This is a genomic window from Frateuria edaphi (assembly GCF_021117405.1).
GTDB classification, from domain to species: Bacteria; Pseudomonadota; Gammaproteobacteria; order Xanthomonadales; family Rhodanobacteraceae; genus Frateuria_A; species Frateuria_A edaphi.
This window is the reverse complement of the sequence record NZ_CP088251.1, coordinates 1,414,440-1,437,333: the sequence shown is the minus strand read 5'-3', so window position 1 is coordinate 1,437,333 and position 22,894 is coordinate 1,414,440. Positions and strand designations below refer to the sequence as shown.

39 protein-coding genes are annotated in these 22,894 nt (G+C 67.1%); 16 read left to right on the top strand and 23 right to left on the bottom strand.

Going from position 1 to position 22,894, the window contains the following annotated elements; translation table 11 throughout:
* Position 1: 1 nt before the first annotated feature.
* From LQ772_RS06775 to LQ772_RS06665, 23 genes are all read right to left on the bottom strand, one after another.
* Positions 2–622, bottom strand: coding sequence for a phage head morphogenesis protein (locus LQ772_RS06775; RefSeq protein WP_231325191.1), 621 nt, complete (start codon positions 620–622; stop codon positions 2–4).
* A gap of 67 nt (positions 623–689) precedes the next feature.
* A complete protein-coding gene (locus tag LQ772_RS06770) occupies positions 690–2,162 on the bottom strand; it encodes a DUF1073 domain-containing protein (RefSeq protein WP_231325189.1) in 1,473 nt (490 codons plus the stop codon).
* A gap of 7 nt (positions 2,163–2,169) precedes the next feature.
* A complete protein-coding gene (locus LQ772_RS06765) occupies positions 2,170–3,765 on the bottom strand; it encodes a TerL protein (RefSeq protein WP_231325187.1) in 1,596 nt (531 codons plus the stop codon).
* Positions 3,765–4,334 (bottom strand): terminase small subunit-like protein, encoded by a 570-nt coding sequence (locus LQ772_RS06760; protein WP_231325186.1) that lies wholly within the window; start codon positions 4,332–4,334, stop codon positions 3,765–3,767. Before LQ772_RS06760 ends, LQ772_RS06765 begins: the two co-directional genes overlap by 1 nt.
* A gap of 3 nt (positions 4,335–4,337) precedes the next feature.
* The gene (locus LQ772_RS06755) at positions 4,338–4,490 is read right to left on the bottom strand and encodes a hypothetical protein (RefSeq protein ID WP_231325184.1); all 153 of its coding nucleotides are present in this window, start codon (positions 4,488–4,490) and stop codon (positions 4,338–4,340) included.
* 11 nt (positions 4,491–4,501) lie between these two features.
* Positions 4,502–4,672 carry a hypothetical protein gene (locus LQ772_RS06750; protein WP_231325182.1) on the bottom strand — a complete coding sequence of 57 codons (171 nt, stop codon included), beginning with the start codon at positions 4,670–4,672 and terminating at the stop codon, positions 4,502–4,504.
* Entirely contained in the window at positions 4,641–4,829 is a 189-nt protein-coding gene (locus LQ772_RS06745; protein WP_231325180.1) for a hypothetical protein, read from the bottom strand. Before LQ772_RS06745 ends, LQ772_RS06750 begins: the two co-directional genes overlap by 32 nt.
* A complete protein-coding gene (locus LQ772_RS06740; RefSeq protein ID WP_231325179.1) occupies positions 4,826–4,966 on the bottom strand; it encodes a hypothetical protein in 141 nt (46 codons plus the stop codon). The genes LQ772_RS06745 and LQ772_RS06740 overlap by 4 nt, the downstream gene beginning before the upstream one ends.
* On the bottom strand, positions 4,959–5,258 hold the full coding sequence (locus LQ772_RS06735) for a hypothetical protein (RefSeq protein WP_231325177.1): 300 nt from the start codon (positions 5,256–5,258) through the stop codon (positions 4,959–4,961). The genes LQ772_RS06740 and LQ772_RS06735 overlap by 8 nt, the downstream gene beginning before the upstream one ends.
* Positions 5,258–5,506: a hypothetical protein gene (locus tag LQ772_RS06730; RefSeq protein WP_231325175.1), complete on the bottom strand. Its 249-nt coding sequence runs from the start codon at positions 5,504–5,506 to the stop codon at positions 5,258–5,260. The genes LQ772_RS06735 and LQ772_RS06730 overlap by 1 nt, the downstream gene beginning before the upstream one ends.
* A gap of 11 nt (positions 5,507–5,517) precedes the next feature.
* Entirely contained in the window at positions 5,518–5,745 is a 228-nt protein-coding gene (locus LQ772_RS06725; RefSeq protein WP_231325173.1) for a hypothetical protein, read from the bottom strand.
* A complete protein-coding gene (locus LQ772_RS06720) occupies positions 5,742–6,242 on the bottom strand; it encodes a hypothetical protein (protein ID WP_231325171.1) in 501 nt (166 codons plus the stop codon). The genes LQ772_RS06725 and LQ772_RS06720 overlap by 4 nt, the downstream gene beginning before the upstream one ends.
* 154 nt (positions 6,243–6,396) lie before the next feature.
* Positions 6,397–7,056 carry a DnaJ-like cysteine-rich domain-containing protein gene (locus LQ772_RS06715; RefSeq protein WP_231325169.1) on the bottom strand — a complete coding sequence of 220 codons (660 nt, stop codon included), beginning with the start codon at positions 7,054–7,056 and terminating at the stop codon, positions 6,397–6,399.
* Entirely contained in the window at positions 7,038–7,292 is a 255-nt protein-coding gene (locus LQ772_RS06710; RefSeq protein WP_231325167.1) for a hypothetical protein, read from the bottom strand. The genes LQ772_RS06715 and LQ772_RS06710 overlap by 19 nt, the downstream gene beginning before the upstream one ends.
* Complete coding sequence (locus tag LQ772_RS06705; RefSeq protein ID WP_231325165.1) at positions 7,289–7,495, bottom strand: hypothetical protein; 207 nt, start codon at positions 7,493–7,495, stop codon at positions 7,289–7,291. Before LQ772_RS06705 ends, LQ772_RS06710 begins: the two co-directional genes overlap by 4 nt.
* A 464-nt stretch (positions 7,496–7,959) precedes the next feature.
* Entirely contained in the window at positions 7,960–8,469 is a 510-nt protein-coding gene (locus tag LQ772_RS06700; RefSeq protein WP_231325164.1) for a RusA family crossover junction endodeoxyribonuclease, read from the bottom strand.
* The gene (locus LQ772_RS06695) at positions 8,466–9,812 is read right to left on the bottom strand and encodes a replicative DNA helicase (protein ID WP_231325162.1); all 1,347 of its coding nucleotides are present in this window, start codon (positions 9,810–9,812) and stop codon (positions 8,466–8,468) included. The genes LQ772_RS06700 and LQ772_RS06695 overlap by 4 nt, the downstream gene beginning before the upstream one ends.
* Positions 9,809–10,666: a hypothetical protein gene (locus LQ772_RS17360; protein WP_275045773.1), complete on the bottom strand. Its 858-nt coding sequence runs from the start codon at positions 10,664–10,666 to the stop codon at positions 9,809–9,811. Before LQ772_RS17360 ends, LQ772_RS06695 begins: the two co-directional genes overlap by 4 nt.
* Positions 10,659–10,838 (bottom strand): hypothetical protein, encoded by a 180-nt coding sequence (locus tag LQ772_RS06685; protein ID WP_231325161.1) that lies wholly within the window; start codon positions 10,836–10,838, stop codon positions 10,659–10,661. Before LQ772_RS06685 ends, LQ772_RS17360 begins: the two co-directional genes overlap by 8 nt.
* Entirely contained in the window at positions 10,835–11,317 is a 483-nt protein-coding gene (locus LQ772_RS06680; RefSeq protein WP_231325159.1) for a FaeA/PapI family transcriptional regulator, read from the bottom strand. Before LQ772_RS06680 ends, LQ772_RS06685 begins: the two co-directional genes overlap by 4 nt.
* Positions 11,314–11,562 carry a hypothetical protein gene (locus LQ772_RS06675; RefSeq protein WP_231325157.1) on the bottom strand — a complete coding sequence of 83 codons (249 nt, stop codon included), beginning with the start codon at positions 11,560–11,562 and terminating at the stop codon, positions 11,314–11,316. Before LQ772_RS06675 ends, LQ772_RS06680 begins: the two co-directional genes overlap by 4 nt.
* A gap of 92 nt (positions 11,563–11,654) precedes the next feature.
* Positions 11,655–12,038 carry a hypothetical protein gene (locus tag LQ772_RS06670; protein WP_231325155.1) on the bottom strand — a complete coding sequence of 128 codons (384 nt, stop codon included), beginning with the start codon at positions 12,036–12,038 and terminating at the stop codon, positions 11,655–11,657.
* A 123-nt stretch (positions 12,039–12,161) separates the two neighbouring features.
* Complete coding sequence (locus tag LQ772_RS06665; protein WP_231325153.1) at positions 12,162–12,422, bottom strand: transcriptional regulator; 261 nt, start codon at positions 12,420–12,422, stop codon at positions 12,162–12,164.
* A gap of 65 nt (positions 12,423–12,487) precedes the next feature.
* Between LQ772_RS06665 and LQ772_RS06660 the strand changes: the two genes are divergently transcribed.
* From LQ772_RS06660 to LQ772_RS06585, 16 genes are all read left to right on the top strand, one after another.
* Positions 12,488–13,015 carry a helix-turn-helix domain-containing protein gene (locus LQ772_RS06660; RefSeq protein WP_231325151.1) on the top strand — a complete coding sequence of 176 codons (528 nt, stop codon included), beginning with the start codon at positions 12,488–12,490 and terminating at the stop codon, positions 13,013–13,015.
* A 231-nt stretch (positions 13,016–13,246) separates the two neighbouring features.
* Complete coding sequence (locus LQ772_RS06655) at positions 13,247–13,573, top strand: hypothetical protein (RefSeq protein WP_231325149.1); 327 nt, start codon at positions 13,247–13,249, stop codon at positions 13,571–13,573.
* Positions 13,560–14,264 (top strand): hypothetical protein, encoded by a 705-nt coding sequence (locus LQ772_RS06650; protein ID WP_231325148.1) that lies wholly within the window; start codon positions 13,560–13,562, stop codon positions 14,262–14,264. Before LQ772_RS06655 ends, LQ772_RS06650 begins: the two co-directional genes overlap by 14 nt.
* Before the next feature lie 53 nt (positions 14,265–14,317).
* Positions 14,318–14,614, top strand: coding sequence for a hypothetical protein (locus LQ772_RS06645; protein WP_231325146.1), 297 nt, complete (start codon positions 14,318–14,320; stop codon positions 14,612–14,614).
* The gene (locus LQ772_RS06640; RefSeq protein WP_231325144.1) at positions 14,611–14,922 is read left to right on the top strand and encodes a hypothetical protein; all 312 of its coding nucleotides are present in this window, start codon (positions 14,611–14,613) and stop codon (positions 14,920–14,922) included. The genes LQ772_RS06645 and LQ772_RS06640 overlap by 4 nt, the downstream gene beginning before the upstream one ends.
* Complete coding sequence (locus LQ772_RS06635; protein WP_231325142.1) at positions 14,922–15,317, top strand: hypothetical protein; 396 nt, start codon at positions 14,922–14,924, stop codon at positions 15,315–15,317. Before LQ772_RS06640 ends, LQ772_RS06635 begins: the two co-directional genes overlap by 1 nt.
* A gap of 187 nt (positions 15,318–15,504) precedes the next feature.
* Positions 15,505–15,693: a hypothetical protein gene (locus tag LQ772_RS06630; protein ID WP_231325141.1), complete on the top strand. Its 189-nt coding sequence runs from the start codon at positions 15,505–15,507 to the stop codon at positions 15,691–15,693.
* Positions 15,633–17,039, top strand: a complete 1,407-nt coding sequence (locus LQ772_RS06625) for a DUF1351 domain-containing protein (RefSeq protein ID WP_231325139.1) — start codon at positions 15,633–15,635, stop codon at positions 17,037–17,039. The genes LQ772_RS06630 and LQ772_RS06625 overlap by 61 nt, the downstream gene beginning before the upstream one ends.
* Positions 17,036–17,368, top strand: a complete 333-nt coding sequence (locus tag LQ772_RS06620) for a hypothetical protein (protein WP_231325137.1) — start codon at positions 17,036–17,038, stop codon at positions 17,366–17,368. Before LQ772_RS06625 ends, LQ772_RS06620 begins: the two co-directional genes overlap by 4 nt.
* Positions 17,365–18,204 (top strand): YqaJ viral recombinase family nuclease, encoded by an 840-nt coding sequence (locus LQ772_RS06615; RefSeq protein WP_231325136.1) that lies wholly within the window; start codon positions 17,365–17,367, stop codon positions 18,202–18,204. Before LQ772_RS06620 ends, LQ772_RS06615 begins: the two co-directional genes overlap by 4 nt.
* 14 nt (positions 18,205–18,218) lie before the next feature.
* A complete protein-coding gene (locus LQ772_RS06610) occupies positions 18,219–19,187 on the top strand; it encodes a recombinase RecT (protein WP_231325134.1) in 969 nt (322 codons plus the stop codon).
* 106 nt (positions 19,188–19,293) lie between these two features.
* Positions 19,294–19,809 (top strand): hypothetical protein, encoded by a 516-nt coding sequence (locus tag LQ772_RS06605; protein WP_231325132.1) that lies wholly within the window; start codon positions 19,294–19,296, stop codon positions 19,807–19,809.
* Positions 19,809–21,515 carry a ParB/RepB/Spo0J family partition protein gene (locus tag LQ772_RS06600; RefSeq protein ID WP_231325129.1) on the top strand — a complete coding sequence of 569 codons (1,707 nt, stop codon included), beginning with the start codon at positions 19,809–19,811 and terminating at the stop codon, positions 21,513–21,515. The genes LQ772_RS06605 and LQ772_RS06600 overlap by 1 nt, the downstream gene beginning before the upstream one ends.
* A complete protein-coding gene (locus LQ772_RS06595) occupies positions 21,512–22,357 on the top strand; it encodes an HNH endonuclease signature motif containing protein (RefSeq protein WP_231325128.1) in 846 nt (281 codons plus the stop codon). Before LQ772_RS06600 ends, LQ772_RS06595 begins: the two co-directional genes overlap by 4 nt.
* On the top strand, positions 22,354–22,647 hold the full coding sequence (locus LQ772_RS06590; RefSeq protein ID WP_231325126.1) for a hypothetical protein: 294 nt from the start codon (positions 22,354–22,356) through the stop codon (positions 22,645–22,647). Before LQ772_RS06595 ends, LQ772_RS06590 begins: the two co-directional genes overlap by 4 nt.
* Positions 22,644–22,892, top strand: a complete 249-nt coding sequence (locus LQ772_RS06585) for a hypothetical protein (protein ID WP_231325124.1) — start codon at positions 22,644–22,646, stop codon at positions 22,890–22,892. The genes LQ772_RS06590 and LQ772_RS06585 overlap by 4 nt, the downstream gene beginning before the upstream one ends.
* The last annotated feature ends 2 nt before the right edge of the window (positions 22,893–22,894 follow it).

Sequence of the window (22,894 nt, the reverse complement as noted above, 5' to 3'; positions counted from 1 at the left end):
CTCACAGGTCCGGGATGACCGGCTCCGGGTAGCACCGGCAGTTGTAGATCTGGCCGGCGTGGGTGGTTGTGCCATCGCTCAGCGTCGGCGGGCTGTCCCACCGCACGAACTTGCCTTCCATCTGCTTGTGGCTGTGCCGGACGTCCGAGTCCCCGGAGGTGCGCCAGATGTAGCCCTCGCTCCCGATGTGCTCTGCCCGCGCCTGGGTTAGCGTGGAGGCCGAGCGCGCCACCTCGGTGCGGGCGATCAGGTTGGCGCGGCTCTCGGTCACCTGGCCGGAGCGCTTGATCTCGCGCGCGATCTCGTCGGCGCGGACCGAGTCCTCCAGGCCCTTGATGACCAGGTCGTGCACCCGCTCACCGGCCTCGCGCGGCAGCGAGGTGATCAGGGTGACCTGCTCCTCCATCAGCCGCCGCATGGCCAGGCCGGTGGGCGCCTGGTGCAGCTCCTTGCGCAACGCCAGGCCCATCGCCTGGGCCTGCTCGGCCCACTGGCGCGCGTCGCGCTGGTTGACCTCAGCCAGCATGCGGGTGACGGTCGCCCGCGCCCACGGTTCCAGCGCCTCGGCGTACTTGTCCAGCATGGTGCGGACGGTCGGCACCGTCTCGGGGTTGGCGATCACGTCGAAGCCGTTGATCAGGTTTCCGACCTGCCGCGCGACCTTGCGCAGTTGGGCGGCGAACTGGGTCTCAGCCCGCCGCGCCCTTACCGGGTTCCGGATCTTCTTCTTGTCCCGGGTTGGGGCCCTTGCCTGGAACATCCGCTTCGCCCTCGATCGGCGGCGGCGCGTTCTCGGCCTCCGTGATCATCTCGTCGGTGATGTTGGTGAACAGGCCGGTGACAGCGCTGGCCTGCTTCAGCTCCTTCAGGCAGGTGGCCAGGTCGATCACACTGGATTCGAACGCCTCCAGGATGGCCGTGGTGGTCTGCGTGCCGACGGTCGACTTCTCCGTGTCGGACATCCGCTGCAGGCTGTTGAAGGTGAAGCTCCAGCCCTTGGGCAGCGGCTTGCCGAACACCGAGCGCGCCATGACGTCCAGCAGCCGCGTTAGCGGCATGCGCAGCCGGCGCTCCTGCTTGGTGTTGATGCCCTCGTGGTACTGCTTCATCTCGCCGTCGCCGGTGGCGTTCAGCCCCGCGGGGGACTGGCCGAACAGGCGGGTGAGCGGAATCTCCGAGGCTCCGGAGAGCTGCTGGGCCATCTGCAGCAACACGTCGTCGAGGCCGGCGAAGGTGTACTGGTCGACCTGGAACTCGTCCGAGGCATCGAGCAGCGTGAGGCCTTCGTTGGTCTGGAAGCGGCGGATGAAGTCGATCTGCTTGACCAGCCCCTCCAGCATCGGGCCGCCGGTCGCGATGATCTCGCGGAGTTTCTCGACCTTGAGCGTGCGCAGGTGCGCCTTGTAGACCAGCTGCGCCACGCCCTGGGTCGTGCTGTCGAACGCCAGCAGGCGATCGAACAGCCGCTCGATCACCGACTGGCCCCAGAGGTTCTCGCTGATGCGCTGCCAGTACGGCAGGTCGACACCGTCGACGCGCAGGACGCGGCTGTAGTGAATCCGCTGACGCTTGAGCGCCATCGAGTCCGCGACGACGTCGTAGTACTTCGGCTTGCCCAGGTCCGGGCCCAGCTCGTCCACCAGGTTGTCGAGCGAGGGCTGCACCAGCCACCGGTCCAGCACCAGCAGGCCCTTGAACTGGCCCTCGCCGATGGAATCGACGTTCAGCGGCGTTTCCATCTTCTGGCCGTCGACCAGCATGACCGCCAGCGCGCCGCCGTAGAGCCGGCCCCATTTGATCGTGTCGCACAGGGCATTCCAGGCCTGCAGCCGTTCGATCTCCTGCTCGAGCGCCTGCAACTCGTCCGGCGCCATGTCGCAGCTGATGGTGACGCCGGCGCGGGTCATGTCCTCCGCGACGCTGTCCACCACGGCACCGACGATCCAGCTGGAGCGGTACATCGCCTCCATCTGCACGCGGTTGCGGCTGATGAAGTCGAAGCTGTAGCTGCCGCCCGAACTCTGGTTGTCGGTGCCGATGCCCACGCGCGCCAGCACGTTCTGGAAGCTGTCGGCGGTGAAGCGCTTGGCCTGGGCCGACGCGCGTGCCATCGGCGCCTGCTTGATCGCTGGCGCGAGGCCTTTGCGGTGCTTGCGGCTCATGCGTTCCTCATCCGGCCAGTGCGGCCCATGTCGACAGTGCGCGGTTGGCTGGCTGGTAGGCGATCATCACGGCGTCCGCCAGGTTGGGCGATTTGGCCCCCTCTGGCGTCTTGTCCACGACGACCTTGCCCACCCCGTTGATCGTGTACGTCGGCTGCGAAAGCTCGGCCACCAGCGCCTCGCGGTGTTTGATGTCGCCGGCGATCGCGATCAGCTCGTCCGGGTTGAACGGCATGCCCTCGACCACGGCCCGGTAGGTGGCCTGGAAGCGCAGCCGCAGTGCCCACCAGGCCTGCGCCTTGGCGTTGGCGAAGAAGTCCTTGTTCTTGCGTCCCTTGACCATCTCCCCTTCGGGGTCGTACACGCCGCCGGAGCCGCGGAAGGGCTCCACGCGCAGCATCGACCGGCCTTCGTTGCGGCGCGTCTCGTTCAGCACGCGCGCGTCGCCGCGCACGCCCGCACCCAGACCGTCGGCGTCGTAGTCGAACTGCTCGATGCCGTGCTCGTCGCACAGTCCGAACGCTCGGACCACCGTGCCGTAGATGTCCGAGCCCTTGCCCGACCACTGGTCCAGTACGTTGAGCAGGATCCCGTGGCGCCCGGCGTAGGCGTTGAGGTCGACGCCCTCGTCCGCCACGTCTTGGCCGGCCTGCTTGAGCCCGGTCGGGGAGATGCCCAGCTTCGTGTGCGCATCGATCGCCGCCTGCACCCAGGCGGAGGGGATCAGCACGCCCTCGACCGACGCCGAGTAATCGATGTCGACCTCCTGCGCCAGCGTGACGGGGTCGCGCTTGGCCTTCTGCAGCTCGTACCAGGCATCGTCCTTGCGCGGGTCGTCGCGCCAGTGGAACGTGAAAACCTTGACCTTGCCGCTGAAGCGCCGCGTCGCGAACGAGTTGGCGCGGCCGTTCGGCGTCGAGATGTCCTGCCGGCAGTTGGTGGTGGCCGAAAGCGATGCATCCACCAGCTGCGGCCGGGCCAAGAACGCCGACTCGTCCACGATGTAGAAGCTGGCGCGGCCACCGCGGCCGATGCCGTCACCCGCCTCTCCGGTGATGATCGAGCCGGTCTCCGGGAAGGACAGGCGCATGTAGGACGCGTGCGCCTTGCGATCCCAACCGCCTCGGAACTCCGGCGGCAGGCCTTGCAGGAACAGACGACCCTTCTCGAACAGCGAGTCCGGGTCGCCGATGACGTCGACGTATTCCTCCTTGCGCGAGCCGCAGCCGACCGATATCTCCGGGCGGAACAGGCAGACCGTGCAGGCCATCGCCATCGTGAGCCACGACATGCCCATGTCGCGGGTCTTCTCGGTGATGCCGTCTTCCTGGTTGCGCCAGCGCTCCAGGAACCACTCCACCCACGCCTCCTGCTTCGGAAACAGCAGGAACGGGATGGTGGAAGGCAGTCCGCGCTCAGGGTTGCGCGGGTCGAAGGTGACGCCCCAGTCGATAATGAACTGGGCCGGGTGCTCCCGGTAGAACGCCTTCAGCGCCGGCAGGACCGAGGGGTCCTTGCGGATGCGCAGCAGGCGCTCCAGGCGCCACTGGAAGATCGCCGCGTAGTCGGGCTGCTTGAAGTCGAAGGGAAACGGGATGGGCATCAGCCCTCTCCGGCCATGACCTTCTGGTAAATCGCCGCCGCTTCCACGGGGTCCGCGGTGTTGAGGTTCACGTTGGTGATCGGCCCGCCGTTGAGGCCCGTGTGCTCCAGCTGCTGCTTCTCGCCGTAGCGTCGCGGATCCCACTTGGCCAAAAGCTTCAGGCGTGTCTCCACCTGCAGCTTCCGGTGGCCGAGCATGTCCTCGTTCCGGCGCTCGGTGACCACGAGCTTGGAGCGTCCGTTCTTCGCCTTGACCAGCTCCAGCTTCTCGACCACGCCGATCTGTGGCGTGTCGGCGATCAGCAGCGTGTCGTGTGCGATGGCGTCGTAGCCGAGATCCCGCGCCTCATCGAACTGCGCGGCAATTTCCGGTTCCGCCTTGCGCCAGTCGTTCACCGTGCGCACCGGCACCTTCAGGTCCCGGCAGATGACCGCCATGGGCTCTTTGCCCGTGGCCAGCCGCACGCAGATCTTCGGCACCAGCTTCGCGCGGTTGTACTTGCGGTCCGCCCCACGCAGCCCAGCCGGCTTGCCGTTGCGCTTCGCAGGTTTCTTCGGCTTGGCGGCCATGGATCAGGGTTCGCTGTACGGCGGCCAGCGACTGGCCGGGACGGTGGGGTGGATGACGGGCGGTCGCCTGCGTGGCCAGCTCCAACGGACGATCAGCAGCGCCAACGTGCTGAAGCTGGCGATGGCCAGCCCTGCGAAGAAGTGCTCGGCGGTCATGGGCGTAGCCCTCAGAGCTTGGCCTTGGCCTCGGCGAGCTTCGCTTTCACCCAGGCGGTGTCGTGTCGGTGGAGGTCGCCCAGCGGCTTGAGCTTGGCCTCGATCTCCTCGATCACGATCAGGGCCGGTTGCTTGACGCGCGGCGCCGGATCAGGCGCGGTGGCGTTCTTGCGTGGCGGCATGCTGCTTCTCCTTGCGGTAGATGCGCTTGGCGTAGCGGATGCGTGCCTTGGCGCTCTCGATGTCCTTGAAGACTTCGGGCGCCTGGTCGAAGGTCTTGCCGCGCACGAGGCGGCGCGCCTGGTCGCGCTCGCGTTCCAGGCCGGGAATCGGGTTCATGGTTTCTTGCCCCAGCAGCCAGTGGCTTCGCCGTGGTTGTTGTGCGCGAGGATTTGCTTCGACGTGCCATCGGTCAGCACGTCCTTCTTGCTGACCAGGATCGGCTCCCAGCCGGCGCAGTAGTCGGGCCTAGTCACGCGACCAGTGGTCGCGCAGCTGGCCGGCAGCAGTAGCAGGGTCAGCATCCCCCACGCGCTGAGGAGGCGCGTCGGGAAGCTGCTCGACGTGGGCGTCGGTGTCATGGCGGGCTTCCAGCTGGTCGGCGCGCGCGTTGGCGTTGGCCGCATCGTTGCGGGCGTTCTGGGCATCGGCCTCGCCGACCTTCTTGCCCCTCTGTCGGCCCATCACCCAGGTGACCACGAGGCCACCAATCAGGAGGGACAGGCCCAGCGCCCAGCCCTTGGCGCGGAGCCACAGTGCGGCCAGCATCACGCGCCCGCCTGATCGGTGTCGTCGGGCTTGGCCGTCTGGTCCCAAGCGATCAGCAAGGCACCCGCCACGACGGCGATGGCGTCACACACGTGAGCCAGCGTGCCGGATTCGATCGCGAAGCCGAGGATGCCGGCGACCTTCATCACCAGGCCGGCGTAGGTCGACGGCTGGCGCAGGCGCAGCGCGATCCACGGCCACAGCGCGGCCCAGAAGCGCGCGAGCCGCGCCTTGATCGCCTTGTTCATGGCCATGCTCCTCAGCGGTCGGCCTTGCGGTCGAGCTTGTCTTCGATCCGGGTCAGCGAGGCGCGGACTTCCGACCAGTTCGCATCGGCGCGCTGGCGATCGATAGCCGCGGCATCGGCGAGCGCCTGGATGCGGACCTCGGTACCGGTCAGCCGCGCGCCGTGCTTGAGCAGCCAGACGATCAGCCAGCCGATGGCGCCTGCGCCGATGACGATCAGGGTGGTGGGATCAATCGTCACGCCGGCACCCCGCTGCACGTCGACAGCACCTGGTTCGTCGCGTCGACGTAGTGCTCGTCCCAGTGCTCGCGCCGCGGCCGGCCCGGGCGCCAGTTGCGCAGGTAGTACTGCCAGGCGCCCTCGCGATCGCCCAACACCGGCAGCGGTGCCTGATCAGTCCACAGCAGCAGACGGGCGAAAGCGCACGCCAGCTGGTCGTCGGTGAGGAACGCGCCATACACGTCGCTGGCAACCGGGGCCACTGCGCGCAGTCCGCAGACGGAGCGCGCGTAGGCGGAGCTCGCGGGATGCTTGAGCACACCCTCGATGCCGCCGCCCTGCTCGAAGCCCCAGTAGGACCGCGCCGGGCCGCCGATCTGGCAGCGATGGACGAAGTCCGATTCCTGCAGGCCGGTCGCGAGCAGCTGCACGCGCGCGGTGATGCCGTCGAACTTCGCGGGCAGCAGGTGCGACATCGTTTTCTCGACGATGCCGGCGCCAGTCTGGATGGGAGGCATGGGCGTCTCTCGTCGTGAAGAAGTGGCCGGCTTTGACCACGGTTGGCGCAGCCGGCCGTGTGCCACCACCGGGCACAAAAAAAGCCCACCGGGGAGGGGTGGGCTTCGTCGGTCCGCACGTAGCGGCAGAGGCATTGTAGGAATCAAACCGTAGTCATGCGACTACAGGACCGAGCGCCTTGACCATCGCGCGGTCCGCGTCCTGCAGCTCGTCGGTGCAGCGCGCCAGCAGCCAGCGGTAGGGCTCGTCCCACAGCGCGAGGTAGGACGGGTGCTTCATGCCCAGCCGCTCGGCGCGCCAGGTCGGCCCGCGTGCTACGTGGCCGCTGCCCTCGCAACGCGTGCAGGCGCGCTCGATGTCGCGGGTCGTGGTGTGGCCGTGGCCCTTGCAGTCGGGGCACAGTCGCGGATCGCACAACTCCTCGACGACGGTGTCGCGCAGGCGCGCGTAAGTCTCGCCGATGCTCGGCCACATGCGGGCCTTGGCGCCATCCAGCGCGTGGCGGGCCATCCGCTGCCGCGTCGTGCTCTCGCCTGCGGTGGCGACCCGGATCTGCGCAATGACCATCGCATCGGCCCGCTCGCGCCACTCGCCGAACAGCGCGCCGTCGAGCAGCATGCGCAGCTCATGGGAGGTCAGCGCGGCACCGTCGGGCCACCAGACCCGGCACAGCAGCTCGCGGCCCAGGCCGGGCGGCACCATGGCCAGCGCCGCAGAGATGTCGGCCGGTGTGAGTTCCGGCGTTCCACCGGAGCCGGCATCGAAGCGGACATTCTTGGCGTTGAGACGCGCCATCAGCTTTCCGGTGTGCATGATTTGGTCCCCTTGAGTGCTGCGTGATCTGGATCGAACTTCTTGCCGGGCGACTTCTCGCACAGCGGGTAGGAGCGGCCGAAGGTCTGGCAAACGTCGACTTTCAGCGGGTTGGGTTGTTGGCGGTGGATGCAGACGGAGCACATCGAGCCCTCGCGCAGGATCCTGGCCATCTGACGCATGGCCAGGGCGCGCTCGGTGGCCTGCTCGGGCCGGGTCAGGGTGCTGGTGCTCATGCGGACTTCCTTTCGAAGGGGCGACGCGGACAGGCTGCCTCTCCCCCCAGCGTGGAATCCCGCCCTTTGGCGTCGGCCCAGAGCCAGGCGAGCACCGGGCTACGCGCCGGCTCCTCCAGGGCACGCAGCAGCTGCATGCGCTTTGCCACGTCGCGCTCGTTCTGGATGGCGATCGCCAGGTCCAGGAAGTGCACGCAGGTCATGCCGCCTCGCGCTCCCGGCACCGGCGCGGCTCCATGGGGTAATTCCACCCTTTGAACACCGTGCAGAAGCCCATGCCCGCCATGCGGTTGTGCTTGTCGGGCTGGAAGAAGCGGCAGCCCTCGCACGTGACGGGCGGGATGGGGCCTTGGGTGGGGCTGCCGGTTTGCATCAGCGGTGCAGCCTCGCGGCGCGGCGGCGATTGCGCGCTGTCTTGCGGTGTTGGCAGGCCTTGCCGCCCCGCTTCTGGGGCACGCCTTTCCGCCCCGGGAGCCATGCCCCAGCGCGGGTGTCCACTCGCCTCGTGCTTCGGCGCGGGATGCCATGCGGCGAAGGCGCAGCGACAACGTGCATGGGTGGCTGGGCCATGACGCCGAGGCCGGCCAGCATGCCGAGCGCGAGACTTAGGGATCGACGGTACATGCGTGCTCCTGGTGTGCCGGCGCGGCCGGCGGATAGGTGGTGGTCAGAACAGCCCCGGCGCGATCGCCTGCCGCATGACCGGCGCGATATGGACCTCGACGCGGGCGCCGCGGTCGTCGGGCTCCATGCGCTCGGCATCGATCCGCCGGACCCACGCGTCATCGTCGAAGGCGATGTTCTTCAGCGCGTCCAGCAGGACCTTCAGGGCGTTGTCCAGGTCGATCGAGCGGACGGTGTCGTCCCAGCCATCCGGGTTCTGGCGCGCGCGCTTGGCCCAGTCCTGCGGCCGTGCCGGGTACAGGCGCACGGTCAGCGAGATGCGGCCGGTGATCGGTCGGCGAACGCCAGCAACCAGCGCCAGCTTGCCGACGTCCTGCTTGTAGGCGCGCGCCTCGTCGGTCACGTACGTGATCACGATCGACTTCTTCGTGCCCTTCTTCGGGACGGCACGCGAGGACCAGTAGGCGTTGGCGCTGATCGGGTACGGCAGCACCAGGCGAATGGGCGGAGCCTCGGCTTGCGCGTGCGCGAAGCTGGCGGGATTTGCGCTCATCGGTCGTTCCTTTCGTGCCAGGCGGGTGCGGGTTGACGCGGTGCAGCACGGTTGCGGCTGCGCTGGGCATAGCCACTCATGGACGTGGGCGTGGAGGCCTCGTCCGGGATGGGCTCATCGGTCTCGGTGAAGCGCTGGTGGCGCATGTTGGCGAACAGGTGGATGTCGCCGGTCTCGCCGTCGCGCTGCTTCTCGACGATCAGGATCACGTGCTCGCGTTTGGCCGGGTTCGGGCGGTGCAGGAAGATCACCAGGTCGGCGTCCTGCTCGATCGCGCCGGAGTCCCGCAGCGCGCGCAACGTCGGGCGGTGGCCGTCGCCCTCGCGGTTGAGCTGGGAGAGCAACAGCACTGGGACGTTGAGCTCCTTGGCCAGTTGCTTGAGGGCGCGGGTGATGATCTGCAGCGCGTCGGCGGTGCTGAGCTTCGGGCCGCTCGGCGGGGTCATCTGCGTGAGGTAGTCGATTGCAATCAGGTCGAGCTTTTGCGTGGCGTGCAGCTGACGGGCACGGGCGCAGAGGGCCTCGACGGTGAGCGCGGGCGTCTCGTCGATGAACAGCGGCAGCTCGGCAATCTCGGCGCCAGCGGCGTAGAGGGCGCCGAAGTCGGCGTTGTCGAACATGGCCGGGCGCTTCATGCCGGCGGCGTTGACCTGGGCGATGTGTGCTTGGATGCGGTCGGCGATCTTCACGCCGGTCATCTCGAGCGAGAAGAACAGCACGTGCTTGCCGTGGCGGGCGGCATTGACCAGCGACTGCACGGTGAAGGCGGTCTTACCCACGGAGGGTCGGGCCGCGATGACGATCAGGTCTCCCGGCTGGTAGCCGCAGAGCATCTCGTCGAGCGTCGGGAGGCCGGTGGGCAGGCCGGTCATGGATTCCTTGGCATCGACCCGTCGCTGCAGCTCGGCCACCGAGGCGCGCAGGTACTCGCGGATGTGCTTGACCTCGCCGGTGTGCCGCGGAAGGCAAGAGCCGAGCAGCTGCTGGGCCTGGCCGAGCACGTCCGGCCCATCGAGGCGAGCGATTTGCGCGCCGGCGGACTTCACCCGGCGGGTGATGGCAAGGCTCGCCACCTGCTCGGCGTAGGCGCGGACGTTGGCGGTGCGCCAGCCCTCGGTGTTGTGGATGTCCAGGGCGAGCGAGCCGAGCGCGGGCTGGAGGTCGGCGAGCGTGATCGCGTCGAACGGCGCGCTCTGGCGGGCCTGCTCGGTGATCAGCGCGAAGAGCTTCGCGTGTCGCCCATCGGCGAAGTCACCGGGCACCAGCAGGTCTGCGACGCGCCAGTAGCACTTCGGGTCGGTCATGCATGCGCCGAGGACGGCGGTTTCGGCGTGGACGATCATGCGGCCTCCTGCTGCATGGCGGCGATGGCGCGGTCCATGACGCCCGCGAAACGGTCCTCAGCGAGCAGCACGTCGAGGTTCTGCTTCCAGGTCGGGTTGTTGGGGTTCGTGCGCTCGCCCCGCATCCACGGGTCCTTCGCGCACTCGCCGAAGTAGGCGGCCCAGAACTGCGCAGGCTCGTAGGGCCAGCCCTGCTGGCGGCAGACGGCCTTGGCGAGCTTCACGGCGGCGGCGATGCGCTTGCGCCGCTTGTCGTTGAGCACGGCGATCCGCTGGCAGTTGGGCAGGATCCGGTGGTAGGCGGCCAGCACGGCATCGGCATCGGAGGTCGTTTTCCTCCCTGCACCCTCCTGCTCCTGCTCCTGCTCCTGTTCTTGTTCCTGCTCTTGCTCCTGCTCTTGGCTTGGGAGGGGCTCGGAAGGGGCTTCCTCAGAACGAGGCTTCGACAGGTGGAAAGCCCGCTGGTAGTGGGTGAAGAAGTCGACCAGGAACGGGTTGTCGTGGAGGGCGTCGTATTCCTTCTGGATGCCGGCGCAACGGTTGTCCGAAGCCTTAAGTTCGTTGGCGATCTGGTACTTGGCCATCTCGACAACCCAGACCGTTTCGGTCTCGTCGTCGTACCGGCAGAAACCGGTATCGATGCACTCACTAAGCCCCTTGGAAGCCCCTTCCAAGCCCAGTCCCGTCTCGTACGCCATGTACATCACGGGCTGGATGTAGAGCCCGAGCATGTTCGAGTGCGGCGACGTCATCAGGTAGAGGGCCACCACAAGGGCTTCCGGACCCCTCTTGCGGATCTCTTTGCCGGTGCCCGACGTCCAGAACTTCGGGTTCACCTTGCCGTAGTCACGCATGCGCTTTCTCCCCCGCCTTGAGCGGCAGCGGAGCCTGTGGATGGGTGGAAAGGACCGCCAGCGCAGCTTCGTGCGCGGCGATCTCCTCGGGGGTGTGGCGCCGGTCAGCCTCGGCGAGGCACGCGCGGACGTGGGCAAGTTGGCGATCGAACCAGGCGTCGGAGCGCTTCATGCGGCCACGCTCCAGACGTTGCTGTGAGCCGTGCGCCCTGGCGCGTGCCCCGTCGGTCGAACATGCCCCTCGCGGCGCAGCTCGGCGAGCAAGCGGCGCACATAGCAGGCGGTCACGCCCAGGCATTGAGCGATGTCGTTGGTGGCCAGCGGCCCCTGCTCCAGCGCCTTCAGCAACCGCTCGCGCATGGGCATCTGTGGCGTGTCGATCTGCGCCACGCGCATGTGGGTGATGAGGTCGCCGCTGATCTGTTCGCGCAGAGCCTCGCCATCGGAGAGGTCGTCCACGTAGACGCCGACCAGGTGGTTGGCGTGCCGTTGCAGGGCGCTCCTGTAGTCCGGATCGGTGACCTCAACTGCGGCCGCCTGTCCCGTTTCGCAGCCCAGGAAGACGGCGACCTGGCCGTAATCCTTGACCGTGCTGAATGCGCGCGAGGCGATGCGGCGGGTGCCGTGGGAGATGTGCCCGAGTGGCCTCATGCCCCACCCTTCCCCAGCTTGAGCGCGAAGGCACTCAGCTCGTCGATCGCTTCAGCCAGCGTGTGGCCTTCCTCGTCGCTCAGGCGACGGCCGGCCCGCAGGGCGCAACGGTAGGCGCGGGCCACGAGGGCGGCACGCAGCGGCGCGTTCGGTTCACGCGGGCGGTTGGGTAGGTGCTGGCGGATCAGGTCGACCGTGCGCGCGTCGGGCTCAGCGAACCCATCGACGTCGTGATCACGGTTCATGCGCCTTAAGGTCACAGCCAGCGGCGCACCATCAGGGTGCGGCGTTGTTTGCGTGGCACGCTTCGCAGGAGCGAAAAAGGAAAGGAGCCCCATCAGCGAGCCCTCCGCGTCGACGCTACCTGCAGCCCGGCCGCCGCCATCAGGCCAGGGATGACCTCAGCGAGCGACGCCAGCTTGGCGAGCGCCTCCTGCTGAGCGACGGCCGGGTCACGCAGGTACTTGTCGACCAGGTAGTGCACGGGGCTGATGTCGCCCGTCACGCGGATGTAGGTCTCGAGCTCGTCGATGGTCATGCCCCGCGGCTTGCCGCCGCTGTCGGCGCCGGCCAGCTTTTCGGTGAGCTTCGACGGCGACAGATCCATCTGCCCCGCCACATCGACCAGACCCCGGTTATAGACGCGCGTGGTCATGTGGTCCCGCAGCGAGCGGGAGCGCTGCGCGAGGCCGGGTTCGAAGGTCAGGCTGAGCTGCTGCATGGGGTGTTCCCTATTCCTTGGGAACCGCGGGGACGGTGTGTTCCCCAGGATTCCCCTTGCCATAGCGAAAAATGGCCCGTCCCTTCACGGAACGAGCCGATGTCGAATCAGTGGAAAAACAGCTCAGGCCGCATCGCTGTGCGCCTCGCCCTGCCCCGCCGATGTGGGCTGCAGCGAGCCGAAGACGTCAGGGCGGAGATCGAACCGAGTCACCACCCCATTGGTGGCCTGCTCGATCGCAAGGCAGCGATGGGCCGGGACGGGCCGTCGCCCATCACACCATTGCCAGACCAATTGGGGCGCGACATTGATGCGGCGCGCGAGCTCCGCCTGCGCGTTGTCGCAGGCCTCAACGGCTTTCTGAATAGCGGTGGGCTTGTCCATGGCGCGACGATAGCATCGCTATTCTACGCAAGCAATAGCTTTGCGCATCGACGGTATGTGGAGCCATGAATAGCATTGCTTCAATGGCCGCCAAAACGCCTACCTCCACGCCAAGCAAGGAAGCGCTCGCGCTTGCCGCCGCGATGGCGCGCGCGCAGGTGAACAACGTCTCCGTGGCCCGACACATGAGTGTGTCGGACGGGATGGTTTCCCAGTGGGTGACGGGACGTCGGCCCGTGCCGGCCGAGAAGGCTGCCCGGTTGGGCGCATATCTGGACGTGGATCCGCGCTCGATCAGCGCGAAGTTCAACGCCATGGCCAGCTCAGAAGCGATGGGGAATGTGGTTCCCCTGCGGGCTGGCCAAGCCGAGGGCGACGAGCCTCTGCGGCATGACCTGGTCATCAGGCGGCTGGAGAACGACGTCGACTCGCTGCGCTATGCCCTTTCGGCTTTGGTGTCGGTTATGACCGTCCACCGACCAGCTGAAGCTTCGGACGTGGCGAAGACGATTCGCAAGCATGTTCCAGCTCGGTACGTGCAGCAGGGCTTCGTGCAGGAACTACTGCAAGCGCTGGACAAGGGCGGCGGTTAGGGAGCGGTAAGGGGTCGGGCTTGCGCTCCGCCGCACGTAAGGCAGCGATGCCAGCGCAAAGCCCAGCCATCAGGTCATCAAGGTCAGCAGGCATAGTCCCCCTCCGGTTCCAGGCAGGCATTGAATCCGGAAGGGCTCGCAAGACGTGAGATTGGCGTGACGGCGCGGTGTAGGCGCCGTATTGAAAGCAGACACAGACCAAGCAACCAGACGGGGTTAGGGAGAGCGACTTTGAGCGAAGCAACAACACCTGGAACCAGCTCAACTCGGCAGACGGTCACGGGCACACCGGACATGCCTTGGGTTTTCCGTGAGGTCCCCAACGACCTGGCCGATCACGTGATTGTCGGGAAGATGGATAGCTCGGACGGCGTGACATCCATCCTGGTTGGCTTCGGTTACGACCACTACAGTATTTCCCAGCAGGGACCAACAATTGAACGGCGCCTCACTTCGCTGACAAGAATGCACGAGAACCGCGCCATCGCACTGATGGAAGGGTTGATCGAAAACCTCGGACCCGCCGCCCTTGAGAAGCTAGGGTATGTCCGCAAGTAGCCATAAGCATGCGGCGAGACAACCCTCAGACACGAGCACGATCGTCATGTATGGGTTGGGTGACCATGCGAAGCTGTACAGCGGCTTCGATATCCTGGAGGAGCGCAGTAGCGCGGTGTTCGGGATGTACGGAAATGCCACCGTGAACGCTGTCGTGGGTGAACGCGTGAGCGCCTCACAAGAGACCGAGTTCACTAACGATCCACCGATCGCCCTTGTGGACCGTAGGAATGCTGCCGATATGAGCGACATGAACCGCGAAGAGGTGAAGGCCCGCCTTGAGGCATCTGAGGCACGGGTGGCTACCGCCGTAGAGTCCATGCGGGCAGACAGCGCCGCGCTTCGGGCCGACCTTCAAACGGGTCTGAAAACCATCGAGGCTCAGGGTTCGGTTATGCGCTCCGAGGCGGCCTCCTTCTTTGCTGACGCGCGCCGCGTGCTTGCCGAAATCCAGGTCGCACAAGAAAAGGACCGCAATCAGTACTACGCCCTAGGCTACAAGGTCATCGTGTGGTCTTTCGGCACAGTGCTAACCGTTGCTGGTCTTGGCCTGGGGTTCTGGAATGCGCTCCATAAGGCTCCGCCACCCGCCCAGCCTCCGGCTGCCGCGCAGCCGGCGGCCCCGCAACCGGCGGCCCCGCAACCAGCGGCAGCGCAAGGGCAAGCGAAATCCGCTACGCCACCCAAGTAGGCCACCCACACGCTCCAATTTGAGCCCGCTACGGCGGGCTTTTTTGTGCCCAGATGCCGCAGCGCATCGGCAACAAAAAAAATCTAGAGCACTGCTATTGCATTGCTATTGAAGCGTTGCTATCGTGCTTCCCGTCGCCTTCACAGGCCGGGGAGAACGAGATGCCTCAGGAAGTCACCTTCACCTCAACGCGCAGCGGCCCGCAGTGGGTCGGCGAGGTCATCGACCTCAAGACGCAGGAGCGCGTAGCCCGCACCACCACGACCTACGCCAGCGCGGAGACCGCGCGATCGGCCGCGGATTCGATGTGGCGTGCCATGCAGGCTCAGCAGCGCCCGGTGGCCGCATGAGCGGCCAGACCCTCCGCCAGCGCAGCGACATCGAGGCGGCGATCGCTCACTACCTGGCGGTGCGCTTGCGTTACGAGGTTGAGCGTGCCGAGCGCGCCGAAGCGCAACTGCACGCCGACGCCCTGCTGGTCCGGGTTCGGGCCGCCGGTGAAACCTGCTGTGCCGAGCCCACCGAGCGCCCGCTGACCGTCTCCGAGGTCGTCCGCGTCAACGCGCTGGGCCTGCTGGCGATCGCGGCCATGCTTGCCTTCGGCTGGCTGCTGCGCGAGCCGATGGCGCGCCTCCTGGTCGCGGTGGGGGTGCTGTGATGCATACCCAGCTCTCCCGGGCGCAGTACCGCGCGCTCGCCCATGCCCTCCGTCAGGCCCGCTGGAATTGCGCCGCCGACGTCGTCGCAGCCGAGTATTCGGACTCCCCGAGCTGGGCTATGGGTGAAGCGGCGGCACGCGGCTCGCGCGCCATCTGGGAAGCACGCCAGCAGCTGCCGGTGCCGCGCGATCCGCTGGGCTTCGCAGTCATGCACGAGAACTGGCGCATCCGCCGGAGCCACGTGCTGGCCCGCGTGCGCGCCCGCCGCGCCGAGGCGCTCAAGGCTGAGCGCGCCGCGATGGTGCGCGAGCCGGGCGAGAGCCTGATGGACTTCGTCAGCCGCAAGTGCGGGCTGGTGCGCGACGAGCAGTACTGCCACGAGGCGCGCACATGAGCGGCCTCTCCGACCTGGTCGATCTGGACCTCAGCGAAGCAGAGCGCCTGGCGCTCTGCCAGGAGCTGCGTCGCCTGAACCGAATGGTCCCGTTTTCGTCCTCCCCGGCACCGGACCTCCCTCCGGGTCGAACCCCTGCGGCAGCCGGGGCGGGCGATTCCTCTGTCACCACGCAAGGAGCCTCCCGATGAGCGCCGTCCTCGCTGAAAAGCAGCCGTTCGTGCCCTGGGGTCCGCTGACCCCGCCGGTCAATCCGGAAGACACGAGGCTCCGCTACCTCGCGCAATCGCTTCTCACTGGCCCAGAGCTGGGCGTGTGTCCGCCGCTGACCCTCGACCAGGCGCTCGACGTCCTGCGCTGGGCCGGCCGGCTCTAACCACCTTCAACGCGCCGGCGGGAAGCCGGCAAAGGATTCCCATGAACGCTTCCACCGAAAAGAACGCCGGCAGCAACCTCACCGAGATCGCCGAGTACACCGACACCGCCGCGGCCCTGGCCGATCTGCGCCAGCGCTACCAGGGGCTCGTGGTCGACGTCAGCACGCCCAAGGGCCTCAAGGAAGCCAAGGCGATGACATTCGAGCTGCGCACGCTGCGCACCACGCTGGAGAAGCGGCGCAAGGAGCTCAAGGCGCCGATCATCGAGCGCGGCAAGCTGCTCGACGACGAAGCGAAGCGGATCACTGCGGAGATCGTCGCGCTCGAGGAGCCAATCGACGTCCAGATCAAGGCCGAAGAGGCTCGCATCGAGGAGGAGAAGCTGCGCAAGCTGGAGCAGGAGCGGCAGCGCGTCGAGGCCATCCAGAACCGCATCACCGAGATCCGCAACCTGCCCTCGACGCTGGTCGGCAAGCCGTCCGTGATCATCCAGGGCAAGCTCGCGCGGCTGCGCGAGGAAGTGCTGGACGAAGACGAGTTCGCCGAGCACTACCAAACCGCCCGGGACGCGCTCGACGCCTGCATCGCCCGCATCGAGCAGCAGCTGCAGGCCCAGCTCGACCACGAGGCCGAACAGCGGCGCATCGAGGCCGAGCGCGCCGAGCTGACCCGCATGCGCGAGGAAAACGAGCGCCTGCAGCGCGAGGCCGAGGAGCGCCGCAGGGCCGACGAAGAGCGCGAGCGCGCCGCCCGCGCCGAGCAGGAACGCAAGGAGCGCGAGGCCCGCGAGGCCGAGGAACAGCGCGTCGCGACTATCCGCCAGAAGATCAACACCGCGGCCCAAGCTGCCGAGGATCTCGATGGGCGATCGGCGCAGTTCATTGCCTCGCGGAAGGACCGGTATCTCGTCTTCCTGCACGAGAACCAGACGTTCGATTTTCAGGAGTTCGGTGACGAGTGGATGCGCGCCAGCCGTGCATCGCTAGCCGGCATCGACACCTACCTCGCCGCCGCCCAGGAAGCCGAGCGCATCGAGAACGAGCGCCGTGCCGAAGAAGAGCGCCGCCTGCAGGCCGAGCGCGATCGACAGGCCGCCGAGCAGAAGCGCCTGGACGAGCAGGCCGAGAAGCTCCGGCGCGAGAAGGCGGAAGCTGCGCGCAAGGCCGAGGCCGAGCGTCTCGCCAACATTGGCCTGCGCGAGGCGGCTGAGGCTGCGGTGGCGTGGTTCGTCGATGAAGGCCGCGACGACGAGCAGGTCTGCACCGACCTGAAGTTCGCCCTGTCCAACGACACCGCGGCCAGCATCGGCAAGCCGGCGCGCGGCAAGAAGGCGGCCAACGCATGAGGGAGAAGGAGCTGCGGCAGCACGCCGTTTGCTCGCTCTGCGAGCAGCCGATCGGTCGCGCCGGCGTGCCGATGTTCTGGGTCGTCAAGATCGAGCGCCACGGCCTGAAGGTCGACGTGCTGATGCGCCAGCAGGGCCTGGCCATGCAGCTCGGCGGAAATGGCTTCCTCGCCCAGGTCATGGGCCCTGATGAGGAAATGACCACGCCCATCGGCGAGGCATCGACCCTGACCGTGTGCCTGACGTGCGCGACCGACAGAGCGCTGCCAGTGTCTGCGATGGAGGGCGTTGTCCAGGACGAGGATTACGCCGAGAGGGTGCCGCGTTGAACGCCCAGCTCGCCCCCTTGAGCCCGACCCGCGGCTACATCGGCGGCGGCAACATCGCCGGCATCCTCGGCGTGTCGCCTTTCAAGACCCCGCTCGCCGAGTACCTGACGATTACCGGCGAAGTGCCCGAGGAGATCTCGCCCCAGCAGGCGGAGTTCTTCGAGGACCGGCGCGACCTGGAGCCGTGGGCGGCGAAGAAGTTCACCCGCAAGACCGGGCTGAAGGTCGTGCGCGTGAACCATCGCTACGACGATCTGCACTTCCCCTGGGCGAAGGCCGAGATCGACTTCGAGCCCGAGGATGGCGGCAACGGCGAGACGAAGACCGTCCACCCGAACGCCGTGCGCGACTGGGGCGATCCGGACGAGGAAGAGGAACCGCCGATCTACGTCACCGCGCAGGCGATGTGGGGGCTGGGGGTCACCGGGCGCGCGCACGTCTACGTCCAGGCCCTGATCGGCTTCGACGACTACCGGCTGTACCGGATCGAGCGCGACGACAACCTGATCACCGAAATTCGCCGGCAGGCCCTGCGCTTCTGGAAATACCACATCGAGCCACGCCGGCCTCCGCAACCTACGAACGTCGACGATGTGCTGCGCCTCTACGCGCGCGACACCGGCCGCGCCGTCGAGGCTGATCCGGAGATCCGCGCGGCGGTCGCCGACATGGTCACCGAGCGCCAGGTCATCGCCCTGCACACCGCGCGCAAGGAACAGCACGAGTTCCGCATCAAGGCGTTCATGCGCGACGCCACAACCCTGCTGGTCCACGGCCAGCCCGCGATCACCTGGAAGGCGCGCGCCGATGGCGTGCGCGTCTTCCGCATCCGTTAACCCCAGGAGCACCCATGGCACAGCGAAACGCACTCCAGAACCACATGCAGGGCAACGACAACCGGCAGATGACCCAGGGCAAGCCCAACGGCGCGCAGCTGGCGAGCTTCCTCGAAAAGCATAAGGCCCAGTTCGCCGCGGCCCTGCCCAAGCACCTCAACCCGGACCGCATGATCCGGCTCGCCCTGACCGCCTTCAACAGCAACAAGGCGATCCAGAACTGCGACATGAACAGCATCGCGGCGTCGATCATCACGGCCTCGCAGCTGGGCCTGGAGATTGGCGTCGCCGGACAGGCGTACCTGGTGCCCTACAAGGGCAAGTGCCAGTGCATTCCGGGCTGGCAGGGCTACGTCGACCTGGTCTCGCGCAGCGGCCGCGCCACCGTCTGGACCGGCGCCGTGTTCGACGGCGACGACTTCGACTTCGCGCTCGGCGACTCCCCGTTTGTCCGCCATCGCCCGGGTGGTGAGGACGACCCGGCGAAGCTCGTCTACGTGTACGCGATCGGCCGCGTCAACGGCAGCGAGTGGCCGGTGATCGAGGTCTGGCCGATCGCGAAGGTGCGCCGGCACTTCAACAAGCAGAACAAAGTCGGCGACGCGCACTACGCCCATCAGAACTGGGAAATGTACGCACGGAAGATCCCGCTCCTGCAGGTGATCAAGTACATGCCGAAGTCGATCGAGCTGACCAACGCGCTCACCGGCGAGGCGGCCTACGAGACGGGCCACACCTACACGATCAACGGCGACACGGTGACGATCGACGACCAGCCGCCCGAGCGCATCGAGCACAGCGGCAACGACAGCCAGGCCGGCGGCAACGGCATCACCGCGCAGGACGTGCACGACGCGCTAATCGCCGCCAAGACCGAAGACAAGCTCACCGAGGCCGGCGACCTGATCCGCGACTTGCCAGAGGCAGATCGGCCGGCGCTCAACGAGCTCTGGCAGAAGCGCGCCGACGAGCTCGCGGCGTAACTGAACACCCCAGCGAGGACGGCTGCTCTTGCTGCACGTGGGGACGCCCCCTGCAGCGACCAGCGCGGGAACCGTAACCCGCACCCCTTCCAATCCGGAGCCACAGATGTTCCAGCTCACCGAGCAGACCACCAAGATCACCAGCTTCACGCCGCGCATGGAAAAGCACGGCGACGAGAACGTACTCGCCGGCACCCTCAAGCTCGAAACCAACGTGCACAGCACCGTGCTGGACCTGTTCGACAAAGGGTTCCGCAAGCTGCTGTACCGCAAGCCGGCGCCCGGTGAGCAGACCGAGCTTCCGCTCGAGGGCGGCGACGGCCTGACCGCGCGCAAGCTGCCGCACCTGGCGCCCCTGAAGTGGGACGAGGACTTCCCCGGCTACAAGCTGGAGATTCAGTCAGGCCTGGCGCTGGACGAAGTGCTCAAGCTGTCCGACGTGGAGATCTCCGACTTCGTGTTCGAGGCGCTCGACGGCGGCAGCTGCAAGATCCGCTTCACCGCCAACTTCCGCCAGGACGGCCGCACGTCCGGCAAGCTCTGCCAGCTCATCCAGGATGAGGTCGAGCTCAGCCTCATCCCGCCGACGCGCGAAGAGCAGAAGCAGCAGGAGCTGACCTGATGGAGGCCGGCGCGATCTCCCTCATCCCGCTGTCGCAGCTGTACCCGACAACCCTCAACGTGCGCAAAATCGGGGGCGCGTCGATTGACGAACTGGCCGCTTCGATCACCGCGCATGGCCTGATCCATAACCTCGTGGTTGCGCCCGGCTCAGTAAATGGCGGCTACCTGGTCATCGCCGGCGAACGCCGCCTGAAGGCGCTGGCCAAGCTGCAGGCAGAAGGCGCTCTGCCGGCGTCGCTGGTCAGCGGCATCCCGTGCCGCCTGGTCGACGTGGAGGAAGCGCACGAAGCCAGCCTGGCCGAGAACATCATCCGGGAAGCCATGCACCCGGCGGACGAGTTCGCGGCCTTCCGGAACCTAGTCAACGTGGACGAGTTGACCGTCCCGGAGATCGCTTCGCGCTTCGGCAAGACCGAGAAGTACGTCGAACAGCGCCTGCGCCTTGGCAATGTCGCGCCCGAGCTGCTCGAGGAATACAAGGCCGGCAAGGCCAACTTGGAGCAGATGATGGCGCTCGCCATCGTCGAGGACCACAAGGCGCAGCGCGAAGCGTGGTCGCAGGGCGAGCGCATCAGCTACTACCGGCAGCCCGAGCAGCTGCGCGGCTTGCTCGTGACGCGCGACGTCTCCCTGACCTCGTCCATCGGCGCCTTCGTTGGCGTCGAGGCGTACGAGGCCGCCGGCGGCACGCCGCGCCGGGACCTGTTCAGCGACTTCGTGACGCTGCCCGACTCCAAGCTGGTGCGGAAGCTGGCCAAGGCGAAGTTGGAGGACGAGGCAGCGAAGCTGCGCAAGAAGGGCTGGGGCTGGGTGGAGGCGATGCCGACCTTCGACTACTCGGAGCGGGCGAAGTACCGCCAGTCCAGCAGCAAGACGCCCAGCGAGAAGCTCGGTGCGGTGGTCACGATCGGCAACGGCGGCAAGGTCGAGGTTGTCGCTGGCTTGCTCAAGCCTGGCCAGCGCGCACCGGCCAGCGCGGCCGAGAAGAAGCCGAAGGCCGACACGCGCGCGACCGAAGACTTCCTGGTGGGGGTTCGGACGGGCCTGCTGCGCGTACACCTGCGAGACAATCCGGAACTCGCGCTAACAGTCCTCGCTGCTTCGCTCGGGTGCAGCTTCTTCGACATCGATGACGAGGCGTGCGCCGGTGTGCTTGATGCCGGAGTCGGCGGTTACGCGCGACACACGCAGGAAGCCGGCGAGAAGGCTGCGAACCCGCACGGCCAAGGGATGACCGCTGCCTGGGAGAAGCGGCTACGCGACGGCGCCAAGAAGGACGGCTCTGTGCTGGCCTGGCTGATGAAGCAGGACCAGAACGTGGCCTATGACCTTATGGCGTTCGTGGCCGCCGGCGGGATCGACACCAACACATGGAGGGACGAGGACGAGGCTGCCATCCATGCGTTCGCCGTCGCGGTCGGCGCGGACCTCGGAGCCGGTACCGAGCACATCACGCCGGAATGGCTCGCGAAGCAGCCGAAGTCGTACATCCTCGAGGCGGTGACCGAAGCCGCCGGCAAGGACGCTGCAGTCGCGCTCGAGAAGGGCAAGGCCAAGGACCTGGCCGCGAAGGCACACGAGCTGCTGGCGGAAAAGCAGTGGATCCCGTCGCAGCTGCGCGCGCCCGAACCGGCGAAGCCGAAGCCGGTGGCGAAGAAGGCCAGCAAGAAGCGCCGGGCGGCTGCGGAGGCGGATCCGGCGTGAAAGGTCAGGCCCGCCGCTGGAGTGCCTTTGACGATGACGTGCTGCGCCAGCTGCACGCCAACGGCCGCGGCGTGGCCTACATCGCCGCCTTCATGGTCTGTGCGCAATGCACGGTGCATCGGCGCGCTCGCCGGCTCGGGCTCACGTTCGATGAAAAGCACCAGTGGACGCCGGCCGAGGATGCTGTATTACGCGCCCGCTATCCGGACGAGCCAACCGCGGACATTGCGCGGGACCTCGGTCTGAACGTCGGCCGGGTACACCAGCGGGCCAACAAGCTTGGCCTGAGCAAGAGCGACACGTTCTACGCCAGCGACAAGGCCGGACGCATCCAGCGCGGCCGACAGGATCCGCGGATGGTCGCGCACCAGTTCAAGAAGGGCCTGGTGCCGGCGAACAAGGGCCTGCGCCGGCCCGGTTACGCGCCAGGCCGCATGGCGCAAACCCAGTTCAAGAAGGGCGAGATGTCGGGCGCCGCCCAGCACAACTACGTGCCGATCGGTACCGAGAAGGTGGACCCGAAGCGGAAGGTGCTGATGCGCAAGGTCACGGACGACCCGTCGATCTTCCCGGTGAAGCGCTGGCGACCGGTGCACGTGATCGTCTGGGAAGCGGCGCACGGCCCCGTGCCTGCTGGCCACATCGTCATCTTCAAGAAGGGCCGCAAGTCGTTCGTCGCGGACGAGATCACCGTCGACCGCCTCGAGCTGGTGACGCTCGCCGAGAACATGCGGCGCAACAGCTACCACACGAATTTCCCGCCCGAGGTCGTCCAGGTGATCCAGCTCAAGGGCGCCCTCAACCGCAAGATCAACAAGCTCTCCAGGGAACAGAAGCAATGACGAAGAACAAGATGGCCGACGTGCGCGACTACCTCGTGCAGGCGCTGGAGGATCTGTCCGATCCCAATGCGGACGCCGACAAGATGGCGCGGACGATCGAGCGCGCGAAGACGATCAGCACCGTCGCCGGCACCTATGTGCAGACGGTGAAGGTTGAGATAGACGCGCGGCGCCTGGCCGACGAGATCGGCGTGATGCCGGTCGCCTTCGATACGCCGCCGGCGCTCCCGCGGCACGACGAGCCGAGCGGCAACGTCTCAACCCTACCCAACAGGGGTGGACGGCGGTGAGCGTTTCCCGTCGGAGCCCTGCGCGCCGTGACGGCTTCTGCTGGGCCCGCATCCCGCAGAGCAACGGCACCGTGCTGTACCGGCTCTACCGGCGCGATCAGCGCAACGCCGTGCACGCGGTGTTGCGCAACTTCCCCGGCGATGCCGCCCGCCATGACATTGCTCGCGAGTTGAAGGCGGCGCGCCACCAGCTACGCAACACAGTCGACGAGATCGACCTCGTTCTTTTAGGAGTAACCGCGTGATC